The sequence below is a fragment of the Bacillus sp. HU-1818 genome, from assembly GCF_022695965.1.
GTDB classification, from domain to species: Bacteria; Bacillota; Bacilli; order Bacillales; family Bacillaceae; genus Bacillus; species Bacillus atrophaeus.
This window is the reverse complement of sequence record NZ_JAAPBE010000001.1, coordinates 863,974-880,724: the sequence shown is the minus strand read 5'-3', so window position 1 is coordinate 880,724 and position 16,751 is coordinate 863,974. Positions and strand designations below refer to the sequence as shown.

The following is a 16,751-nucleotide window of genomic DNA, read 5'->3' as shown; positions in this document are numbered from 1 at the left end:
CTTTCGATGTGTCGGTTGTTGATTCGGTATGTTTATTATACTAAAAAACCGAAAAAAGATTTAAACTAAGGCCTCAAATAAAAGAGCCAGCCCAATTCCACCGCCGCTTCCGATTGCTGCGACAATATATTTGCAGTCCGCGCGCCTTTGTACTTCATAAAATGAGGGACCGCTGCAGCCATCATAAGGCTGCAATATTTGGTGAAGAATATAACCAAGCCTTTAAAAGTAAAATGAAATCAACCACAAAAACATTTGGGGATTTTCCATATATTTGTTATGATAGATTTGAAAACTAAATACGTGCAGAAATCATCTGCTCAAAAGGGAAGTTCTATTAGATCCCGCCGATGTCCAGCAACTGTATTTGGGAGCGGTTCGAAACAGCAGCTGTCTTTACCAGCACGAAGATGGGAAGGTTCGAGAGACTTCTTTGTTTGGAACAGTTGAGTATGATACCGATTACGTGCATCATGAACAACTTTGGTGGTGAAAATTAACTTACGCTGCCTCCTATTATGAGCAGCAGTTGCAAGATGAGTGAAAAAAAGAAGTTTTTTCGAACATTATTGAAAGGGCTTACAAAAAATAATTGAAGGGCTTTCGGGAAATGGAAGGAAGAAATGATTGAAGAATAAAGAGAAAATTTTCCCGGTGGTTAGCTGGTGTTTATCGAATATGAATGTTTTCAAAAGCTCTGCAGGTATTTCATAAACGCGCCAGAGAGTCGCGATCTTCCCTGAGGCGCTCGAAATCCGCTGAAGAATTTCAGGACTTTGGCTTTCAGTGAGTCATCTATCCGATGACATCCTTCCCGGGCAGCACGAATGGTTCAACACAAAAAAAGCAATAAAGGATGCAAACGAGAAGTAAGCTATATGACACGATAAAAATCCGGATAAAGAAATGCCAAAAAACAATTCTTAACGAAGAACATAAGGCAAAAAAACACACCATGAGAAAAGTAGGCGATGATTCGTATCAAGAAAGAGATGTGATCGGATTCATCGCTTTTTTATCACAATTCATATTCATAAGTGAAAGCGAGGAGGAAAGCGATGGGTAAAGAAGAACTTAGGTGGAATGAACCCTGCATTTCTCATCATGAATCGGCTGCTGAAGTATTTACACCGGAAGATTTTAATGAGGAAGATCAACTTATTTTAAAAACCACAGAATTATTTGTCAAAAATGAAGTAACGCCCCTTATTGAATCGATTGATCAGCAGGATCACGAGAACGTAAAGAAATTGTTTCAAGAAGCGGGAGCGCTCGGCTTACTCGGTATCGAAGTTCCAGAAGAATATGGCGGACTGTCTCTAAACAAGAAGCTTTCAGGGCTTGTAGCCGAAAAGATGGGAGCTGGCGGATCGTTCAGCGTCTCCTTTAATATTCATGCGGGTGTAGGGACATTGCCATACGTTTATTATGGAACAGAAGAACAAAAACATAAATACCTACCGAAGCTCGCGGCGGGAGAATGGATCGGAGCGTATGCCCTAACAGAGCCTAGCGCAGGATCAGACGCTTTAAACGCAAAAACGACGGCCGTCTTGAACGAGGAAGGAACAGCCTGGATTTTAAATGGTGAAAAACAGTGGATTACGAACGCGCAAGTGGCTGATGTCTATGTTGTCTTTGCGAAAACGACTGAAGGCATGACCGCATTTATCGTCGAGCGGTCGTTCGAAGGCGTTTCGGTTGGGCCTGAAGAGAAGAAGATGGGGATAAAAGGATCTTCGACAGCAACCTTAATCTTGGAAGAGGTCAGCATTCCAATAGAGAATGTTCTTGGAAAAGTCGGAAAAGGACATCGCGTGGCCTTGAACATTTTAAACATGGCGCGATTAAAGCTGGCGTTTTCGAACATTGGGACATCGAAACAAGCATTGAAGCTTGCCGTGAACTACGCCAAACAGCGTAAACAGTTTAATAGGCCGATCATCAGTTTTTCCATGATTCAAGAGAAGATAGCGGATATGGCGATTTCGATTTATGGAGCGGAAAGCGCCGCCTACAGGACGGCAGGCAGCTTGGACAATGTTTTTGATTGCGCTGATCCATTAGACGATAGATTGAGAGAACTAGCAACCTATGCATCCGAATGTGCGATCAATAAAGTAAACTGCTCCGAAGTACTTGACCGGATCGTAGATGAAGCGGTACAGATCCACGGCGGCTACGGATACATGCAGGAGTATGAAGTGGAACGATTGTACCGAGATGTACGGATCAACCGGATTTTCGAAGGTACAAACGAAATAAACCGTCTGACGATCGCCAAACTTTTGATGAAAAAAGCGGATCAAAACGGTGGCATAGGGCTTGAAACTCAATTAAGCAAGCAAGAAAACCGAAACAAGCAATTCATTCAGCTGTCTAAGTGGCTTCTCAACAAAACTTTGAAAGCGCTGACAAACTCTGGCGTTAACATTCAGCAGGAGCAAGAATACTCGCGGCTGCTCGCCGACATGAAGAAAGAAATCTATGTGTTGGAATCCGTTGTCATTCGGACGAAAAAAGCGATACAAAAGAACGGGAAAGAAAAAGAACGGTTGAAAGAGATGATGACGAACGTCATTTGTGAAGAAAGCTTCCGCAGAATTGAAGAGATGGCGGTGTCCGTTTTATCGGGGATCGTATCAGATGAGACCGAAAGAAAACTCGTATTGGATGAGATTCGCAGCCTTCCTTTGCCCCTCTTCAGCAACCTGTTTACTCAAAAACGCGAAATCGCAGAAAGAATAGCCGATCATGAAAAATATATTGTGTGAACGGAGTGACGTCTTGTGAAAAAAATCGGGTTTATCGGATTGGGAAACATGGGTCTTCCTATGTCGCAAAACTTGCTTCTGTCAGACTTTACTGTGTATGGAATGGATCTGAACAAAGAAGCTGAGATCTCCTTTCATCAAGCAGGAGGAACGATCGGCATATCGGTTGAAAAGATGGTTGAACTCTGTGATGTGATCCTCACAAGCCTTCCTTCATCAAACGCAGCAGAGAAGGTTTTTCTAGGGGAAAAGGGGCTCGTAAGCCTGGCTGAACCCGGCATCCTGCTGATCGATACGAGTACGGTCGCTCCTGAACTGAATCAACGAATTGAAGAGGCAGCCAGGAATAAAGGTGTTGCTTTTCTTGCGGCGCCTGTCAGCGGCGGTGTAATAGGGGCGGTCAATCGGACGCTAACCTTTATGGTAGGCGGTGCGAAGTCCGCTTTCGATGAGGCAATGCCTGTTTTTAAGGCAATGGGCGAGAATATTTTTCACGTAAACGAGAACATCGACAGCGGTACGAACACGAAGTTGATCAACAACCTCTTGATAGGATTTTATACAGCCGGTGTTAGCGAAGCTCTGCATCTTGCAAAAATAAACAATCTAGATCTTGATCAATTGTTTGAGATGCTGAATGTTAGTTATGGGCAGAGCCGTATTTATGAGCGCAACTATAAAAGTTTTATAGCGGATGATCACTATGAACCCGGCTTTTCTTTGAAGTTGCTGCTCAAAGACCTTGGCTTTGCACTGGATTTAGCTAAAAAGAACAAGGTGGACCTGCCGGTGAGCAAAATTCTCTTTGACCTTTACGAAGAAGCCGAAAAGAACGGATATGGCGAAAAGGATATGTCTGTCTTATACAAAAAAATAAGTGAACAGACGACGACTATTTGATAAGGAAAGGTGATAAAGCAGATGTTGACAACCAATATGAAAAAAATGAAGAACAACATCAATGGAGAATGGGTTGATTCTACAGGCGCCGAAGTCGAAGAAGTGATCAATCCTGCAAACGGAAAAATAATCGCCTATGTACCTCTATCTACGAGAGCGGATGTAGACCGCGCCGTACAGGCCGCCCAACATGCTTATCAGACTTGGTCATTGGTGCCTGTGCCCAACCGGTCAAGACTTTTATACAAATACCTGCAGCTTCTTCAAGAGCAAAAAGAACAGTTGGCAGAAATCATTACGATGGAAAACGGCAAAACGTTAAAGGATGCCCGCGGAGAAGTGCAGCGGGGAATCGAAGTCGTTGAGCTTGCGACCGCAACACCCACTTTAATGATGGGAGAATCCCTGCCCGGGATAGCAAACGGCATCGATGGATCGATCTGGCGCTATCCTTTAGGAGTCGTTGCCGGAATTACGCCATTTAACTTTCCAATGATGGTTCCCCTGTGGATGTTTCCACTCGCCATCGCGTGCGGAAACACGTTCGTCCTAAAAGCTTCAGAACGTACACCTATACTCGCAGAGAAACTGGTAGAGCTGTTCTATGAATCAGGTTTTCCTAAAGGTGTCCTCAACCTCGTACATGGAGCAAAGGATGTCGTGAACGGAATATTGGAGAATGAAGATATCAAAGCCGTTTCCTTCGTTGGTTCAGAGCCGGTGGCAAGGCATGTGTATCAAACGGGTACAGCTAACGGAAAACGCGTTCAGGCGCTTGCCGGCGCTAAAAACCATGCGATTGTCCTGGCGGATTGCCATCTTGAAAAAACAGTACAGGGCATCATTGGAGCGGCGTTCGGCAGCAGCGGGGAACGCTGTATGGCATGCTCTGTGGCGGCGGTTGTTGATGAGATCGCCGATGAATTTATGGAATTGCTCGTTTCTGAAACACGAAAGCTGGAAACAGGAGACGGCAGATCCGAGAATCACTTTGTCGGCCCGCTGATACGTGAAGTCCACAAAAACCGCGTCCTTGATTATATAGACAGCGGTATTAAAGAAGGCGCCGCATTGGCCGTAGACGGACGCGATCCGGATATTCAGGAAGGATACTATGTAGGGGCCACCATTTTCGATCATGTGAACCCGGACATGAAAATATGGCAGGACGAAATCTTCGCGCCGGTATTGAGTGTCGTACGAGTAAAAGACATTGATGAGGGAATCGAACTTGCCAATAAGTCCAAATTTGCCAACGGTGCTGTGATCTACACGTCGAGCGGCAAAAGCGTGCAGCAGTTCCGCGACAAAATTGATGCCGGCATGATCGGCGTGAATGTTAATGTACCGGCTCCAATGGCGTACTTCTCCTTCGCAGGGAATAAAGCCTCTTTCTATGGAGATCTTGGGACAAACGGAAAAGACGGCGTCCAATTTTACACACGCAAAAAAGTCGTCACCGAACGCTGGTTTTAACCTGAGAATCTCTAAGATAGGATCCCTCTAATTTCAGGACAAAAACATTAGAGGGGTCTTTCTATTGAACAGCTAGCTTCAATCGGGAGGGATAAATGTTGAGCTACAAATACGCAACGCTTGAAAAGGAAAATGATATCACGACCGTCACATTGAACAATCAGCCGGCAAATACACTATCCTCTTTCTGTATCGCTGAAATGCGATCCCTTTTTCAGGAACTGGCCCAAGATGATGATACAAAAGCAATTATCATTACAGGAGCGGGCCGCTTTTTTGCGGCAGGAGCGGACATAAAAGAATTCGTTTCAAAATTAGGGGACCAGGAACAAGGGTTGGCGCTCGCCGAAGGAGGCCAGGCGCTCTGTGATGAAATCGAAGCGCTAAAAAAACCCGTCATTGCTGCGATAAACGGACCAGCTCTTGGCGGAGGTCTTGAACTGGCGATGAGCTGCCACTTCAGAATCGTATCAGATCAGGCTACAGTAGGTCTTCCAGAATTAAAGCTCGGTCTGATTCCAGCGTTTGGAGGTACACAGCGGCTTCGCAATATAACGGATACTGCCACAGCACTTGACCTCATCCTGACGGGTCGAACACTTTCAGCTCATGAGGCAGTAGAGCTTAAGATCGCGCAGCTGGCCGTGAAGAAAGAGGAACTGTTGAAGACGGCAAGAGCTGTCGCGGCGTCATTTCTGGAAGGAAAAAGCATGACCAGTGTCACGCGGGCAGTGGAATGTATCATACAAGGGAGCAACGAGAGCATGGAACAAGGGCTGGAAAGGGAACGAAAAAGGTTTGCCGAGCTGTTTCTGACGTCCGATGCCAAAGAAGGAATCCACGCATTTGTTGAGAAACGCAAACCAGACTTTCATCATTCATAAAAGGAGAGGATCAAGATGTCCGATGAAGTTTTGTTTTCCGTCAATCAAAACGGAGCCGCAACCATTGTTCTGAACCGCCCGAAAGCTCTCAACTCACTATCTTATGAAATGGTTCGGCTGATTGGTGAAAAATTAAGAGAATGGAAGACAGATCATAGTGTTTCTGTCGTGGTCATCAAAGGCGCAGGTCCAAAAGGGCTTTGTGCCGGCGGCGATATTAAGGCACTCTATGAAGCTCGTTCGTCAACATCGGCTTTGCAAGATGCAGAGCGATTTTTCGAAAAAGAATATGAGGTCGACATGGCAGTCTATCAATTTACGAAGCCGGTCATCGCCTGCTTGGACGGCATCGTGATGGGTGGAGGGGTAGGCCTGACGTATGGGGCCAGTCATCGGATTGTGACGGAGAGGACGAAATGGGCGATGCCCGAAATGAATATCGGTTTCTTTCCCGACGTCGGCGCAGCCTGTTTTTTAAACAAAGCTCCGGGACACTTGGGGCGATATCTCGGATTAACGGCGTCTGTCATCCATGCCGCTGATGTGCTGTATATGAACGGTGCAGACATCTACATGGAGAGCGGCGCTTTAGAGCGATTGATCCAAAAAGTGGAACATACGGACTGGAACCTTGTAAACGTTGAGGAAAGGCTTGATCAGATGATCGGGGAATGTAAAGCGGAGCCGCCTCAAGAGAGCAAGCTCGCTCCTTATCAAAAAGCGATCGATCATCATTTTAGATTTGATACGTTGGAAGAGATCCTTCAGTCGCTCGAAAGCGAGGGAAGCGATTTTAGCGTGAATGCGAAAAAACTGCTTCTTTCCAAGTCTCCATTTTCATTGAAGATCACGCTAAAACAACTGATCGACGGCAAGCATAAAACGCTGGAAGAATGCTTTGCCACGGATCTGGTACTGGCAAAGAACTTTTTGAAGCATAACGATTTCTTTGAAGGTGTACGATCCGTCCTTATCGACCGTGATCAATCACCGAACTATAAATATCTACACCTTTCAGATGTAAGCGATGAAGCGGTGAATCAGTTCTTTCAACCTTCTGAATCTGCCCAATTTTAACAGCGAGATGTGGATGATCGTCATACACGGGCCCTTTACACGGCATTCTCTCATTATGGTTCAAATAGATGATCGGAAGACAAAAATGGTAAGAAAAACAATCTGATAATACACCTAAGGTTATAAAAGTAAATTCAAAAAGAGAGCGATCGAACGTTTGTCATAATTTTTTGAAAGCGCCAACATTTTTTTGCGTTTTGTATGAAAATATATGATTTTATGAAAAAGCATTGAACTTGACACCCGCAAGTATCTATCAGTTTTTTCATCTCGTAAAATATGGTTATACTTTAAACGCCGCTGTTTTATATGCAAACGTTTATTTTGATTTGGTTAACAAATGAAATAACAAAAAACCAGCCGATGTAAGGCTGGTTTTATTTGTTATTCTATTCTTCTGTCAAAATCACAAGAGAATCTACAGAAGAAGCCACATGGGAAACTGCACGGCTCACTTCTTGAAGGCCTCCGAGAAAGGCTTGAAGATCGACATCAATTCTGCCGGTTTGGTCTTTGCTGACTTTCATGCTGTTGACAATGTCATCAAACAGACGGTTGATTTGAGTCATTTTTTCTTTGCTTTCCGTTACAAGATGGTTCACATCTTTAATATGCTTTGACACGATGTTGATTTGCGTGTTCGTATTGTTAACGAGTTCGGATACTGTCGAAACTGTCTTTTTCGTATCTTCAGAAAGTTTTCGAACTTCGTTGGCGACAACGGCAAAGCCTTTGCCATGCTCACCGGCCCGTGCCGACTCAATCGAGGCGTTTAAAGACAGAAGATTCGTTTGCTCGGCTATGCCGGTGACGATGCCGAAAATCTTCTCAATTTGTTGGGCGATGTCATTCAGCTTCTCCATTTCTTTCTCAATTTGGACAAGGCTGCTGTCAATTTTGTTCATCTGTTTTTGCTGGATTTCCAATTCTTTTTTTCCGCCGATTGATTTTTCTTCTACATGAATAGAAGTAACAGTGCCCGCTTTGGACGCTTCAGAGATGCCTTCGGATTTGTCGACAAGTTCCTGTACGGAACGTGTTGTTTCTGAAAAAAGATTTGCCAATGAGCCGGATGTTTCCTGGATTTTCTGGTGAAGAACGGCTTTCTTTTCCTCTTGATCATCCCGGCTTTGTCTGTATTCATCTTGAAATGCTTCAAGTACAAGCTGCTGCTCCAGATTTAATATTTTTGTCGTTGCTTTGATGGCTTTAAGAAGCTCTTGATGGTCTGAAATGGATTGTTCATAAATGCTGATCATGGAGAGCAGCAAATCCTGAAAAGCGCCCATGTACCATTTCGGAAGCAGCCCGATTCTTAAATGAATCGAGGCGATTTTGTTTCTTTTTTCAATGAATTCATCATTGATCACGCCACCAAACATTTCCTGAATATGCCGTTTTAACGTTTGTTTCAAGCGATCGACCGAGCTGTGGTCATTAATGATGTCCATCAAAGAGCTTTCATGGCCCAAATTTTCATAAAAAGCATCTACGATACTTACTATATTCTCTTTAATCAGAGGCTGCAGTTCCTGTAAGACATGGAGTTCTGCATCCTCTAATCTGACCATTCTGAGTTGTTTTCTTACATCAGAAAACCGATCTGTCAGCTGAATTCGGTTTTTTTCTTGAACAGGTGAATCTGAAAAATAAGCCGTATCTTTTTTTCTGTCTTTTTTAAATAACAATGTGTGGTCCCCCAGATCATATTCTCTTTGGCAATTTTGCCTTTTTTCTTTTTTATCGGTATACGGGGAGCATGAATGAAGGTAATAGAACAAAATATTTTCCTATTATTTGATTTTTTAGCGGAATTAGAAAAACCGTTCTGCAAGCATGAACGGTTTTAGTCATTCTTTATTTGTTTCAGCGGCTTAATGGCAGGGCCTTCCGCCACCTCGCCGTTTGGCTTGAAGCGGGACCCGTGGCAAGGGCAGTCCCATGTGTGCTCGCCGTCGTTCCATTCAACTTCGCAGCCTAAATGCGTGCAGGTCGTATCAACGAGATGCAAGCAGCCTTTTTCATCTCTATATGCACCGGCTCTTTTGCCGTTTACGGTGACGATTTTTCCTTCTCCCGTTTCCACATCCTCCGGTTTCACATCCGGTTTTTCAAGCTTTCCTTTAATGAAATGCTTGGCGACATCGGCATTGTAGGAAATGATCTTTTTTAAGCCGGGATCGGGATGGAAACGGGACGGAGTGAAGATGTTTGCGTATGAATTCTGTTTGTTTTCAATATGGTCAGACAAGATGTTTGCCGCAGCGGCTGAACTTGTCATCCCCCATTTTTTAAACCCGGTGGCGACAAGGATATTGTCTTCATTTTTTGAGATCGGCCCAATAAATGGGATTTTGTCAATGCTGACAAGATCTTGGGTTGACCAGTGATACGGAATGCTTTCAATTCCGATTGTGTTTTCGGCGAACTGTTTCAGCGCTTCGTAATGCTCTGACATTTCTTTTCCCTGACCGGTTTTGTGGCTTTCACCGCTCACCAGAACAAGCTTGTCTCCGTTCATCTCGGTATATCGGAGCGATCTTGACGGCTGATCAATACTCAGATACATGCCTTCCGGGTATTCGATTTTCGGTTTAACTGCAAGAATATAAGATCTGTCAGAGTACATTCTGGCAGAATATAACCCGCCGCCGTCATAAAAAGGAAAGTGTGAACAGCATACAATATATTTGCTTTTAATGGCGTGTCTGTTTTTGGTTACGACCTCAGGCAGCACGCCTTTTTTAATATCAAGCGCCGCTGTCTGCTCAAAAATCCGCCCGCCGTTTTTTACGATGTCATCAAGCAGGGCTGTAAGGTAAAGCAGCGGATGAAACTGAGCCTGATGCTTCATGACAAGCCCCAATTTGATATCAACGGGGACAGGCAGTTCCTTCACAAGTTCCCGCTCTATCCCGAGCTTTGTATAGGCCTCGTGCTCGTTTCTGACTTTTTGGACAGATGACTCGCTCGTTGCGTAAATATACGCGTCCTGTTCTGTAAAATCGCAAGAGATCTGTTTCTCCTTCACAATATCTTTAATGTAAAAAAGCGCTTTTTGGTTGGCTTCATAATAGAGCCTCGCGTTTGGCATACCGATATGATTGATTAACTCGTCATATATCAAGTCATGCTGGGCCGTGATTTTTGCCGTGGTATGGGCTGTTGTTCCGTTCAGAACTTGATTGGCTTCAATCAGCGTCACACGGAAGCCTCTTTTTGTCAGTTCATAGGCTGTAGTGATTCCGGTTATTCCGCCGCCGATAATCGTCACATCAGTTTCTGTATCTTCCTGAAGTTCGGGAAAAGAGGGGACATCCGCTGATGCTCTCCAATATGACTCCGGAGCGTTGTCGTTTGAAAACGGTTGAGTAGTCACGAAATAATACCTCCCTTGCAAGTTATTCTTAATTTTTCCATTATGCTCATATTCATACATCTAATAAATCATGTGATAGAAAGCTTTCTTTTTTCATAAAATAAAAAGGTTTATTGAGAAAGGAGTGAGACGATTGACGAATCAGAAAAAGAAAACATTGCCGCCCCAGCATCAGAACCAGCAGCCGGGTTTTGAATATGTCATGGACCCGCGGCCGGTGTTTGATAAGCCGAAAAAAGAGAAGAAGCTGGAGGGGAAAACGGCTATTATCACCGGAGGCGACAGCGGAATCGGACGCGCCGTTTCTGTGTTATTTGCTAAGGAAGGCGCAAATGTTGTCATTGTGTATTTAAATGAACATAAGGATGCGGAAGAGACGAAGCAATATGTGGAGAACGAAGGCGTGAAGTGTCTGCTGATTGCAGGCGATGTCGGAGACGAAGCTTTTTGTAATGATATCGTAAGGCAGGCGAGCCAAGCGTTTCCGTCCATTGATATTCTGGTGAACAACGCGGCAGAGCAGCATGTGCAGACAGGTATTGAAAAAATCACAAGTCACCAGCTGGTCAGAACATTTCAGACCAATATCTTCTCCATGTTCTACTTAACAAAGGCTGTATTGCCGCATCTGAAAAAAGGATGCTCGATTATTAACACAGCCTCCATCACGGCCTATCAAGGAAATGAAAGGCTGATTGATTATTCAGCAACGAAAGGAGCCATTGTTACGTTCACACGGTCCCTTTCTCAATCTCTTGTCAAACAGGGGATCAGGGTAAATGCTGTGGCGCCCGGTCCGATTTGGACGCCGCTCATTCCGGCAAGCTTTGCGGCTAAAGATGTAGAAGTCTTCGGTTCAGATGTGCCGATGGAACGGCCGGGACAGCCTGTTGAAGTGGCTCCAAGCTACTTATACTTAGCCAGTGATGACTCGACTTACGTAACGGGGCAGACGATTCATGTCAACGGGGGAACAATTGTAAACGGATAATATAAAAAAGCCAATCCGTGTTGGATTGGCTTATTCACTCTGCTTGAGAGCGGCATATTCTTTAGAGAGCGTAAGGAACGCTTCTTTATCTTTTTTATCTAACGCTTTATTGATTTTATCAGTCAGCATGGTCAACCGACGCTTAAACAAGGATTCATCGAGCACCATTTGAATGTAAATATCCATCATCGTTACATCAAATTCTTTTGTTTTTTGCGTGTTGCGGGACTTCATGAGCTCAGTGTACGATTTTTTCTCTTTCATAAAGAATCCCCCCAATGCCTTTTTTTAAGTATATGGATTACGGTCAGAAAAATCAATAAATTTTTATAATTTTTAGACAACTAATACTTGGAAAAATATCGACATATCCTGCAAAAAGCGGAGATGAACAAATGATTAAAGGGTAGAAAGATAGAAAATAGTATGGGCGATAAGAAGAAATATTATTTTAAATAGTAATATAGAACTAATAACTACCTTTAAAAGATTATTTTGAACTGTTTTGAAAAAAATCCTGTCGTTTTATTTACGTTGATGATAGATTATTAAGTATAAATTTTGCAAAAAAAAGAAATGGAGGAAGTATCATGAGTCAGAAAACTGACGCACCCCTTGACACCTACGAAGTAAACAGCTCAACAATCGCCGTATTGCCCGAACAGATGAACGGGAAAATGTACTCAAAGATCATTGAAAAGGACTGCACATTTTATGTCAGCATGAAGCCGCTGCAAATTGTCGACCGAAGCTGCCGTTACTTTGGCTCAAGTTATGCGGGAAGAAAAGCGGGAACCTATGAAGTGATTAACATTTCTCACAAGCCGCCGATCATGGTGGACCTTTCCAACCATATCTTTTTATTCCCTACACTTTCTTCGACAAGACCCCAATGCGGCTGGATATCACACGTGCATGTAAAAGAATTTAAAGCCACTGAATTCGACGATACAGCTGTGACCTTTTCCAATGGAAAAACAATGGAGCTCCCGGTCTCCTGCAATTCGTTCGAAAACCAGGTCTACCGCACGGCATGGCTCAGAACAAAATTCCAAGACCGGGTCGAACACGCGCCAAAACGGCAGGAATTCATGCTGTACCCGAAGGAAGAACGCACGCGGATGATTTATGATTTTATTTTGCGCGAGCTGGGCGAGCGGTATTGATGGAATAATGGGGACAGGACCACAAAACAATGTGAATGTGCGGCTGAAGATGTGTGAACGCTGAAGTTTGATCAAAGATCATACTTGAGCCGCCCGTAAAGAGGCACTCGATATCTCAATCTTTCATCCTATTTATATTGTAAATGGCGATTATTTCAATTATGATAAATTTAGCTATGAAACAACTGCAAATAGGGGGATGGATGAGATGTTTAAAAAGGCAGCTGCCGTTCTGTTGTGCTTAGGCCTGATTCTCGGTTTTTCTTACGGGGCAAATCATACAGCAGAAGCAAAGACAAAGGTGAAAACGTATAAAAATTGTAAAGCGCTGAACAAAGATTATAAGGGCGGGGTTGCCCGTTCAGCTAAGGTGAAGAATAAAGGCGGAAAAACGAAGTACAAGCCTTACGTTTCAAAGGCGTTGTATGACGCTAATAAAAAGAGCGACCGTGATAAGGATTACATCGCGTGCGAACGGTAATACCGGCAAAAAAGCAATCTGAACATGTCAGATTGCTTTTTTATTATACGATGCGTGACCGGCTGAGCCGGCCTTTGTTTTCCTTGTCCACATGCTGACAGCCATCATAACTGTAACATTGAGCAGCAAGGCGATGATGCCTACATTCAAATCTTTCATCATTTGAGGCAAAGACGGCAGCAATGTTCCGATTGTCGTTTCGGTCAGCGTAATATATGCAACCGCGCCGACTCCTGTTATAATGCCGGCAAAAGCGCCTTGTTTTGTCACGAAACGATTTTTCGGAAGGCTGAAAAGCAGTGCCGGGAACAGTTGAGTGACAAGGCTGTATCCCATCAGGAGCAGAGTGACAATGGTGTTTCCGCCTTTGAATGTAAAGTACACTGAAATCAGAGCGATGACGGGCACGGTGTATTTCGCCAATGTTGTCACATGCTGTTCAGCGGTGTTTGGAGCAAGTGCCTGATACACGTTTTTGGCAAACAATGTGGAGGCGGCCATTAAAATCATGGAGCCCGGCACAAGAGCCGTGAGTAATCCCGCTGCTCCGATGACTCCGACAATCCAAGGGTCAAATGTCTGAAGAGACAGCCTCAAGAGAGACAAATCCGCATCCGCCCCTTTCAAGCCCGGAACCTGCAAAATCGCAGCAAAACCGACAAAAAGGACAAATAACAGGACAAGCTGATATAAAGGCATAATCATGGCATTTTTCCGAAATACTTTTGGGTTTTCCGCTGAATAGGAAGCTGCGAAGGTATGGGGCCACATGTAAAATCCGAGTGCTGTTAATAATACGGTTGAGCTGAACCAAGAGACGCTCTGTCCGCTTTCCGGCAGGGTGAGAAAGCCGGGTTTTGCCGCGTCGAGCTGTTGGAACATGTCCTGAAAACCGCCATAGTAATGAAAGGGCAGGTAAAGCCCGAGAAACAAAGCCACGACCAATATTAAAATATCTTTGACAACCGATATCCAAGCCGACCCGTGAATGCCGGAAACCATAACATAAACCGTGGTGGAAACGGCTCCGATCCAAATGGCCGCAGCCGGGGTGATTTGACCGTAGGACGTTTCTGATACAATTAAACCGAGCCCTTTCAACTGTAAAACAAGATAAGGAATCAGTGCCGCAATTCCGACTAAGGAGACAATGATGCCCAGCAGGGGACTATCATATTTTTTTATGAAAAAGTCGGATTGTGACATAAGCTTGTGCTCTTTAGAATATTTCCAGACGGCTGGAAGAAGCCAATAAGATATGATATAGGCCAAACAACCGTAAGCGATGATATAAAAGGCCGGCCCGCCTTTGCCGTATGCCCAGCCGCTTCCGCCTAAAAATGTAAAGGTGGTATAAATTTCTCCTGCCATAAGCAAAAAGACAAAAATAGTGCCGAACCCGCGTCCTCCGACCGTCCACTGCTCAAGGTTCATATCTTTTCCTTTTTTGGCCCGTATGCCAAGGTACATGCAAAATAAGAGTACACTAAAAATAATGATCAGCGCTGCATTCATTTTGTCCCACCTTCCTTATTTTCCTTGTCCAAGACATATACAATGGTCATCAGTACAGAGGTCAAGAGCGCCCACATGACAATATAAGCAAGAATAAAGGGCATACCGAAAAGGTAAGGAGTGACTTTGTTAGCAAATTGAATCCCGAATAAAATTCCGATAAAGGGTAAAGCCGCAAGTACATGAATCAGTTTCATAATGCTCCTCCTTATCTGTCGAAAATCAAGGGTTCGGCTGACGGGGTTGATAATACGTGTTTCGAATTATAAATAAAATGTTTCAATTTGTATAGTGTGAATTGTCTGTAAATTATAATTTGCGTCAGTTGCTTTTTCTAGCCGCAAATAAATAATGCTCCAGTAATCCGCTTACCTGCTCCCGAATCCGCGGATTGAAGTAACGGTGATTTTCCTCGTACCCGTTGATGGTGAACACATAAAACGTAAACGCATCATCCCGGTCTGCCTGATGAATTTTAATTTTCCTTTTCCGCAGTTCTTGTCGTATGCCGATCAAATCCTTTTGTGCTATTTTTAATGATTGTTTGATAAGTTGTATATAGGGCTGTTTCAGTTTGAGTGTGCTTTTTCCGATGCTGTCCAGGTCGCGGTTTAAAATCGTGATGGCCATCGGCAAAAAGAGCGCCCTTTCAATGATGTCATATACTTCTGCCTTTGTGTTTGGCATGTAAGCCCCTTCTTTCTCTGGGAACGTTTGTTCTTATTTGTATTCTATATCGGCATAAGAAATGTTTCAAGGTCTGAGAAAAAAGACCGAAATTTTTTAGTTTTTTGCCGATAATGTGTAAAATAAGGATAGACAAACCTGATGAGGAGTATAAATGTTGGAGCATTTTTTTTCTTATTTGACTGAGGATCGTTTAACTGAATTATTTCAAAGCTACAGGGCTTTTGGTCCGTTGATTGCTGTTTTGCTTCCTTTAATTGAAGCATTTCTTCCTTTCTTGCCTTTGATCGTCTTTGTGGTGGCGAATACGAATTCCTTCGGATTGTGGGAAGGGTTTATCTTGTCCTGGCTGGGATCAACTGCCGGAGCGGTGCTTGTTTTTTTCATCGTCCGCAGATACGGGCAGAGGAGAATTCTCGGATTTATCCGCAGACATCAGTCAGTCAGAAAGCTGATGCAGTGGGTGGAAAGGCGCGGCTTCGGACCGCTGTTTATTCTGCTTTGCTTCCCATTTACGCCGTCAGCAGCAGTGAATGTCGTCGCCGGCTTATCAAGGATTGGCATGCGGCCGTTTATTTTGGCGGCGGCTTCGGGAAAGCTTGTTATGATTTTTATGATCAGCTTCATCGGTTATGATCTCCACGCGCTGATTACTCAGCCCATTCGGACAATCATTGCCGTATTGGTCATTGTTGTATTATGGTATGTCGGCAAGAGAGTGGAACGGCGTTTACATGTGAGAGCCAGTCAGCAGGAAAACGACGGAGGGAGACAATAATTTTGAAAAAACGGTTTTGGTTCATGGCCGGTGTGGTGTGTGTGGTTCTGGTCATTCAGGCTAAAAATGCTGTTTTTATTGATTATAAAGTTGAAGGCATCAGTATGAAACCGACCTTTCAGGAAGGGAATGAGCTGATGGTCAATAAATTTTCGCATCGCTTTAAAACCATCCGCCGTTTTGATATCGTGCTGTTTAAAGGCCCGGAAAAAAAGGTGCTGATCAAACGGGTAATCGGCTTGCCAGGGGAGTCTATCCAATATCGGGATGATAAGCTGTATGTCAATGGAAAACAGGTTAAAGAACCTTTTTTGAAATCTCTAAAATCCGTATCTGCGGGGAGCCATGTGACCGGAGATTTTACGCTAAAGGAAGCAATAGGTAAAGATGCGGTGCCAAATGGACAATATTTTGTAATTGGAGATAATCGTATTTACAGCTTTGACAGCCGCCATTTTGGACCGGTTAAGGATAAAGATATCGTCGGAGTCATTTCTGATTGAAGTTCTATAAAAACCAAAAGACGCCAATATACCGGCGTCTTTTTTTGTGATAAATTTGGAAAAAAAGTTATTGATACACAAGATGGGAATCATTATAATGGATATTGTTACGTGTGTAACAAAAATGCGAAAGTTTGAAT

The 16,751-nt window shown here is 43.8% G+C and carries 16 protein-coding genes and 2 pseudogenes; 10 read left to right on the top strand and 8 right to left on the bottom strand.

Annotation, left to right across the window (positions count from 1 at the left end; genetic code table 11):
• Positions 1–60: 60 nt before the first annotated feature.
• Positions 61–162, bottom strand: a pseudogene (locus GXP75_RS04370) (hypothetical protein); the annotation flags it as partial.
• Positions 163–1,058: 896 nt separating this feature from the next.
• Here GXP75_RS04370 and GXP75_RS04365 point away from each other — a divergent pair.
• The 5 genes from GXP75_RS04365 to GXP75_RS04345 all read left to right on the top strand — a co-directional run bounded on the left by GXP75_RS04365 (position 1,059) and on the right by GXP75_RS04345 (position 7,111).
• A complete protein-coding gene (locus GXP75_RS04365; RefSeq protein WP_242556202.1) occupies positions 1,059–2,774 on the top strand; it encodes an acyl-CoA dehydrogenase family protein in 1,716 nt (571 codons plus the stop codon).
• Between the two features lie 15 nt (positions 2,775–2,789).
• Positions 2,790–3,674 carry an NAD(P)-dependent oxidoreductase gene (locus GXP75_RS04360; RefSeq protein ID WP_061571148.1) on the top strand — a complete coding sequence of 295 codons (885 nt, stop codon included), beginning with the start codon at positions 2,790–2,792 and terminating at the stop codon, positions 3,672–3,674.
• 21 nt (positions 3,675–3,695) lie between these two features.
• A complete protein-coding gene (locus tag GXP75_RS04355) occupies positions 3,696–5,150 on the top strand; it encodes a CoA-acylating methylmalonate-semialdehyde dehydrogenase (RefSeq protein ID WP_061571149.1) in 1,455 nt (484 codons plus the stop codon).
• A gap of 98 nt (positions 5,151–5,248) precedes the next feature.
• A complete protein-coding gene (locus GXP75_RS04350) occupies positions 5,249–6,034 on the top strand; it encodes an enoyl-CoA hydratase-related protein (RefSeq protein ID WP_242556201.1) in 786 nt (261 codons plus the stop codon).
• Positions 6,035–6,049: 15 nt separating this feature from the next.
• Positions 6,050–7,111 (top strand): enoyl-CoA hydratase/isomerase family protein, encoded by a 1,062-nt coding sequence (locus GXP75_RS04345; RefSeq protein WP_214918118.1) that lies wholly within the window; start codon positions 6,050–6,052, stop codon positions 7,109–7,111.
• 389 nt (positions 7,112–7,500) lie between these two features.
• Here GXP75_RS04345 and GXP75_RS21580 read toward each other — a convergent pair whose 3' ends face one another.
• The 3 genes and pseudogenes from GXP75_RS21580 to GXP75_RS04335 form a co-directional block, all read right to left on the bottom strand.
• Positions 7,501–8,298: a methyl-accepting chemotaxis protein gene (locus tag GXP75_RS21580; RefSeq protein ID WP_373693881.1), complete on the bottom strand. Its 798-nt coding sequence runs from the start codon at positions 8,296–8,298 to the stop codon at positions 7,501–7,503.
• A gap of 6 nt (positions 8,299–8,304) precedes the next feature.
• Positions 8,305–8,682: pseudogene (locus tag GXP75_RS21575) on the bottom strand (protoglobin domain-containing protein); the annotation flags it as partial.
• 275 nt (positions 8,683–8,957) lie between these two features.
• The gene (locus GXP75_RS04335) at positions 8,958–10,550 is read right to left on the bottom strand and encodes an FAD-dependent oxidoreductase (protein ID WP_277990657.1); all 1,593 of its coding nucleotides are present in this window, start codon (positions 10,548–10,550) and stop codon (positions 8,958–8,960) included.
• A 73-nt stretch (positions 10,551–10,623) separates the two neighbouring features.
• Here GXP75_RS04335 and GXP75_RS04330 point away from each other — a divergent pair, with 73 nt between their 5' ends.
• Positions 10,624–11,481: an SDR family oxidoreductase gene (locus GXP75_RS04330; protein ID WP_003327697.1), complete on the top strand. Its 858-nt coding sequence runs from the start codon at positions 10,624–10,626 to the stop codon at positions 11,479–11,481.
• A gap of 30 nt (positions 11,482–11,511) precedes the next feature.
• Here the strand turns inward: GXP75_RS04330 and GXP75_RS04325 are convergent, their stop codons facing one another.
• Positions 11,512–11,745: an IDEAL domain-containing protein gene (locus GXP75_RS04325; RefSeq protein ID WP_010788159.1), complete on the bottom strand. Its 234-nt coding sequence runs from the start codon at positions 11,743–11,745 to the stop codon at positions 11,512–11,514.
• A gap of 326 nt (positions 11,746–12,071) precedes the next feature.
• Here GXP75_RS04325 and GXP75_RS04320 point away from each other — a divergent pair, with 326 nt between their 5' ends.
• Entirely contained in the window at positions 12,072–12,647 is a 576-nt protein-coding gene (locus GXP75_RS04320) for a competence protein ComK (RefSeq protein WP_061571154.1), read from the top strand.
• A gap of 208 nt (positions 12,648–12,855) precedes the next feature.
• Entirely contained in the window at positions 12,856–13,128 is a 273-nt protein-coding gene (locus GXP75_RS04315; RefSeq protein WP_242556199.1) for an excalibur calcium-binding domain-containing protein, read from the top strand.
• 27 nt (positions 13,129–13,155) lie between these two features.
• Here the strand turns inward: GXP75_RS04315 and GXP75_RS04310 are convergent, their stop codons facing one another.
• From GXP75_RS04310 to GXP75_RS04300, 3 genes are all read right to left on the bottom strand, one after another.
• Complete coding sequence (locus tag GXP75_RS04310) at positions 13,156–14,643, bottom strand: sodium:solute symporter family protein (RefSeq protein WP_242556198.1); 1,488 nt, start codon at positions 14,641–14,643, stop codon at positions 13,156–13,158.
• Positions 14,640–14,840 carry a DUF3311 domain-containing protein gene (locus GXP75_RS04305; RefSeq protein WP_003327692.1) on the bottom strand — a complete coding sequence of 67 codons (201 nt, stop codon included), beginning with the start codon at positions 14,838–14,840 and terminating at the stop codon, positions 14,640–14,642. The genes GXP75_RS04310 and GXP75_RS04305 overlap by 4 nt, the downstream gene beginning before the upstream one ends.
• Before the next feature lie 124 nt (positions 14,841–14,964).
• The gene (locus GXP75_RS04300) at positions 14,965–15,330 is read right to left on the bottom strand and encodes a YhjD family protein (RefSeq protein ID WP_242556197.1); all 366 of its coding nucleotides are present in this window, start codon (positions 15,328–15,330) and stop codon (positions 14,965–14,967) included.
• 154 nt (positions 15,331–15,484) lie between these two features.
• On the opposite strand from GXP75_RS04300, the gene GXP75_RS04295 reads away from it, so the two are divergent.
• Positions 15,485–16,108, top strand: coding sequence for a TVP38/TMEM64 family protein (locus GXP75_RS04295; RefSeq protein WP_034718039.1), 624 nt, complete (start codon positions 15,485–15,487; stop codon positions 16,106–16,108).
• Positions 16,109–16,110: 2 nt separating this feature from the next.
• Positions 16,111–16,611: a signal peptidase I gene (lepB, locus tag GXP75_RS04290; RefSeq protein WP_061571159.1), complete on the top strand. Its 501-nt coding sequence runs from the start codon at positions 16,111–16,113 to the stop codon at positions 16,609–16,611.
• Positions 16,612–16,751 lie beyond the last annotated feature (140 nt).

Coding starts and splice junctions, on each gene's coding strand:
- GXP75_RS04365 (WP_242556202.1), top strand. CDS start 1,059: ATGGGTAAAGAAGAACTTAGGTGGAATGAACCCTGCATTTCTCATCAT.
- GXP75_RS04355 (WP_061571149.1), top strand. CDS start 3,696: ATGTTGACAACCAATATGAAAAAAATGAAGAACAACATCAATGGAGAA.
- GXP75_RS04345 (WP_214918118.1), top strand. CDS start 6,050: ATGTCCGATGAAGTTTTGTTTTCCGTCAATCAAAACGGAGCCGCAACC.
- GXP75_RS04335 (WP_277990657.1), bottom strand. CDS start 10,550: ATGTATGAATATGAGCATAATGGAAAAATTAAGAATAACTTGCAAGGG.
- GXP75_RS04325 (WP_010788159.1), bottom strand. CDS start 11,745: ATGAAAGAGAAAAAATCGTACACTGAGCTCATGAAGTCCCGCAACACG.
- GXP75_RS04320 (WP_061571154.1), top strand. CDS start 12,072: ATGAGTCAGAAAACTGACGCACCCCTTGACACCTACGAAGTAAACAGC.
- GXP75_RS04315 (WP_242556199.1), top strand. CDS start 12,856: ATGTTTAAAAAGGCAGCTGCCGTTCTGTTGTGCTTAGGCCTGATTCTC.
- GXP75_RS04310 (WP_242556198.1), bottom strand. CDS start 14,643: ATGAATGCAGCGCTGATCATTATTTTTAGTGTACTCTTATTTTGCATG.
- GXP75_RS04305 (WP_003327692.1), bottom strand. CDS start 14,840: ATGAAACTGATTCATGTACTTGCGGCTTTACCCTTTATCGGAATTTTA.
- GXP75_RS04300 (WP_242556197.1), bottom strand. CDS start 15,330: ATGCCAAACACAAAGGCAGAAGTATATGACATCATTGAAAGGGCGCTC.
- GXP75_RS04295 (WP_034718039.1), top strand. CDS start 15,485: ATGTTGGAGCATTTTTTTTCTTATTTGACTGAGGATCGTTTAACTGAA.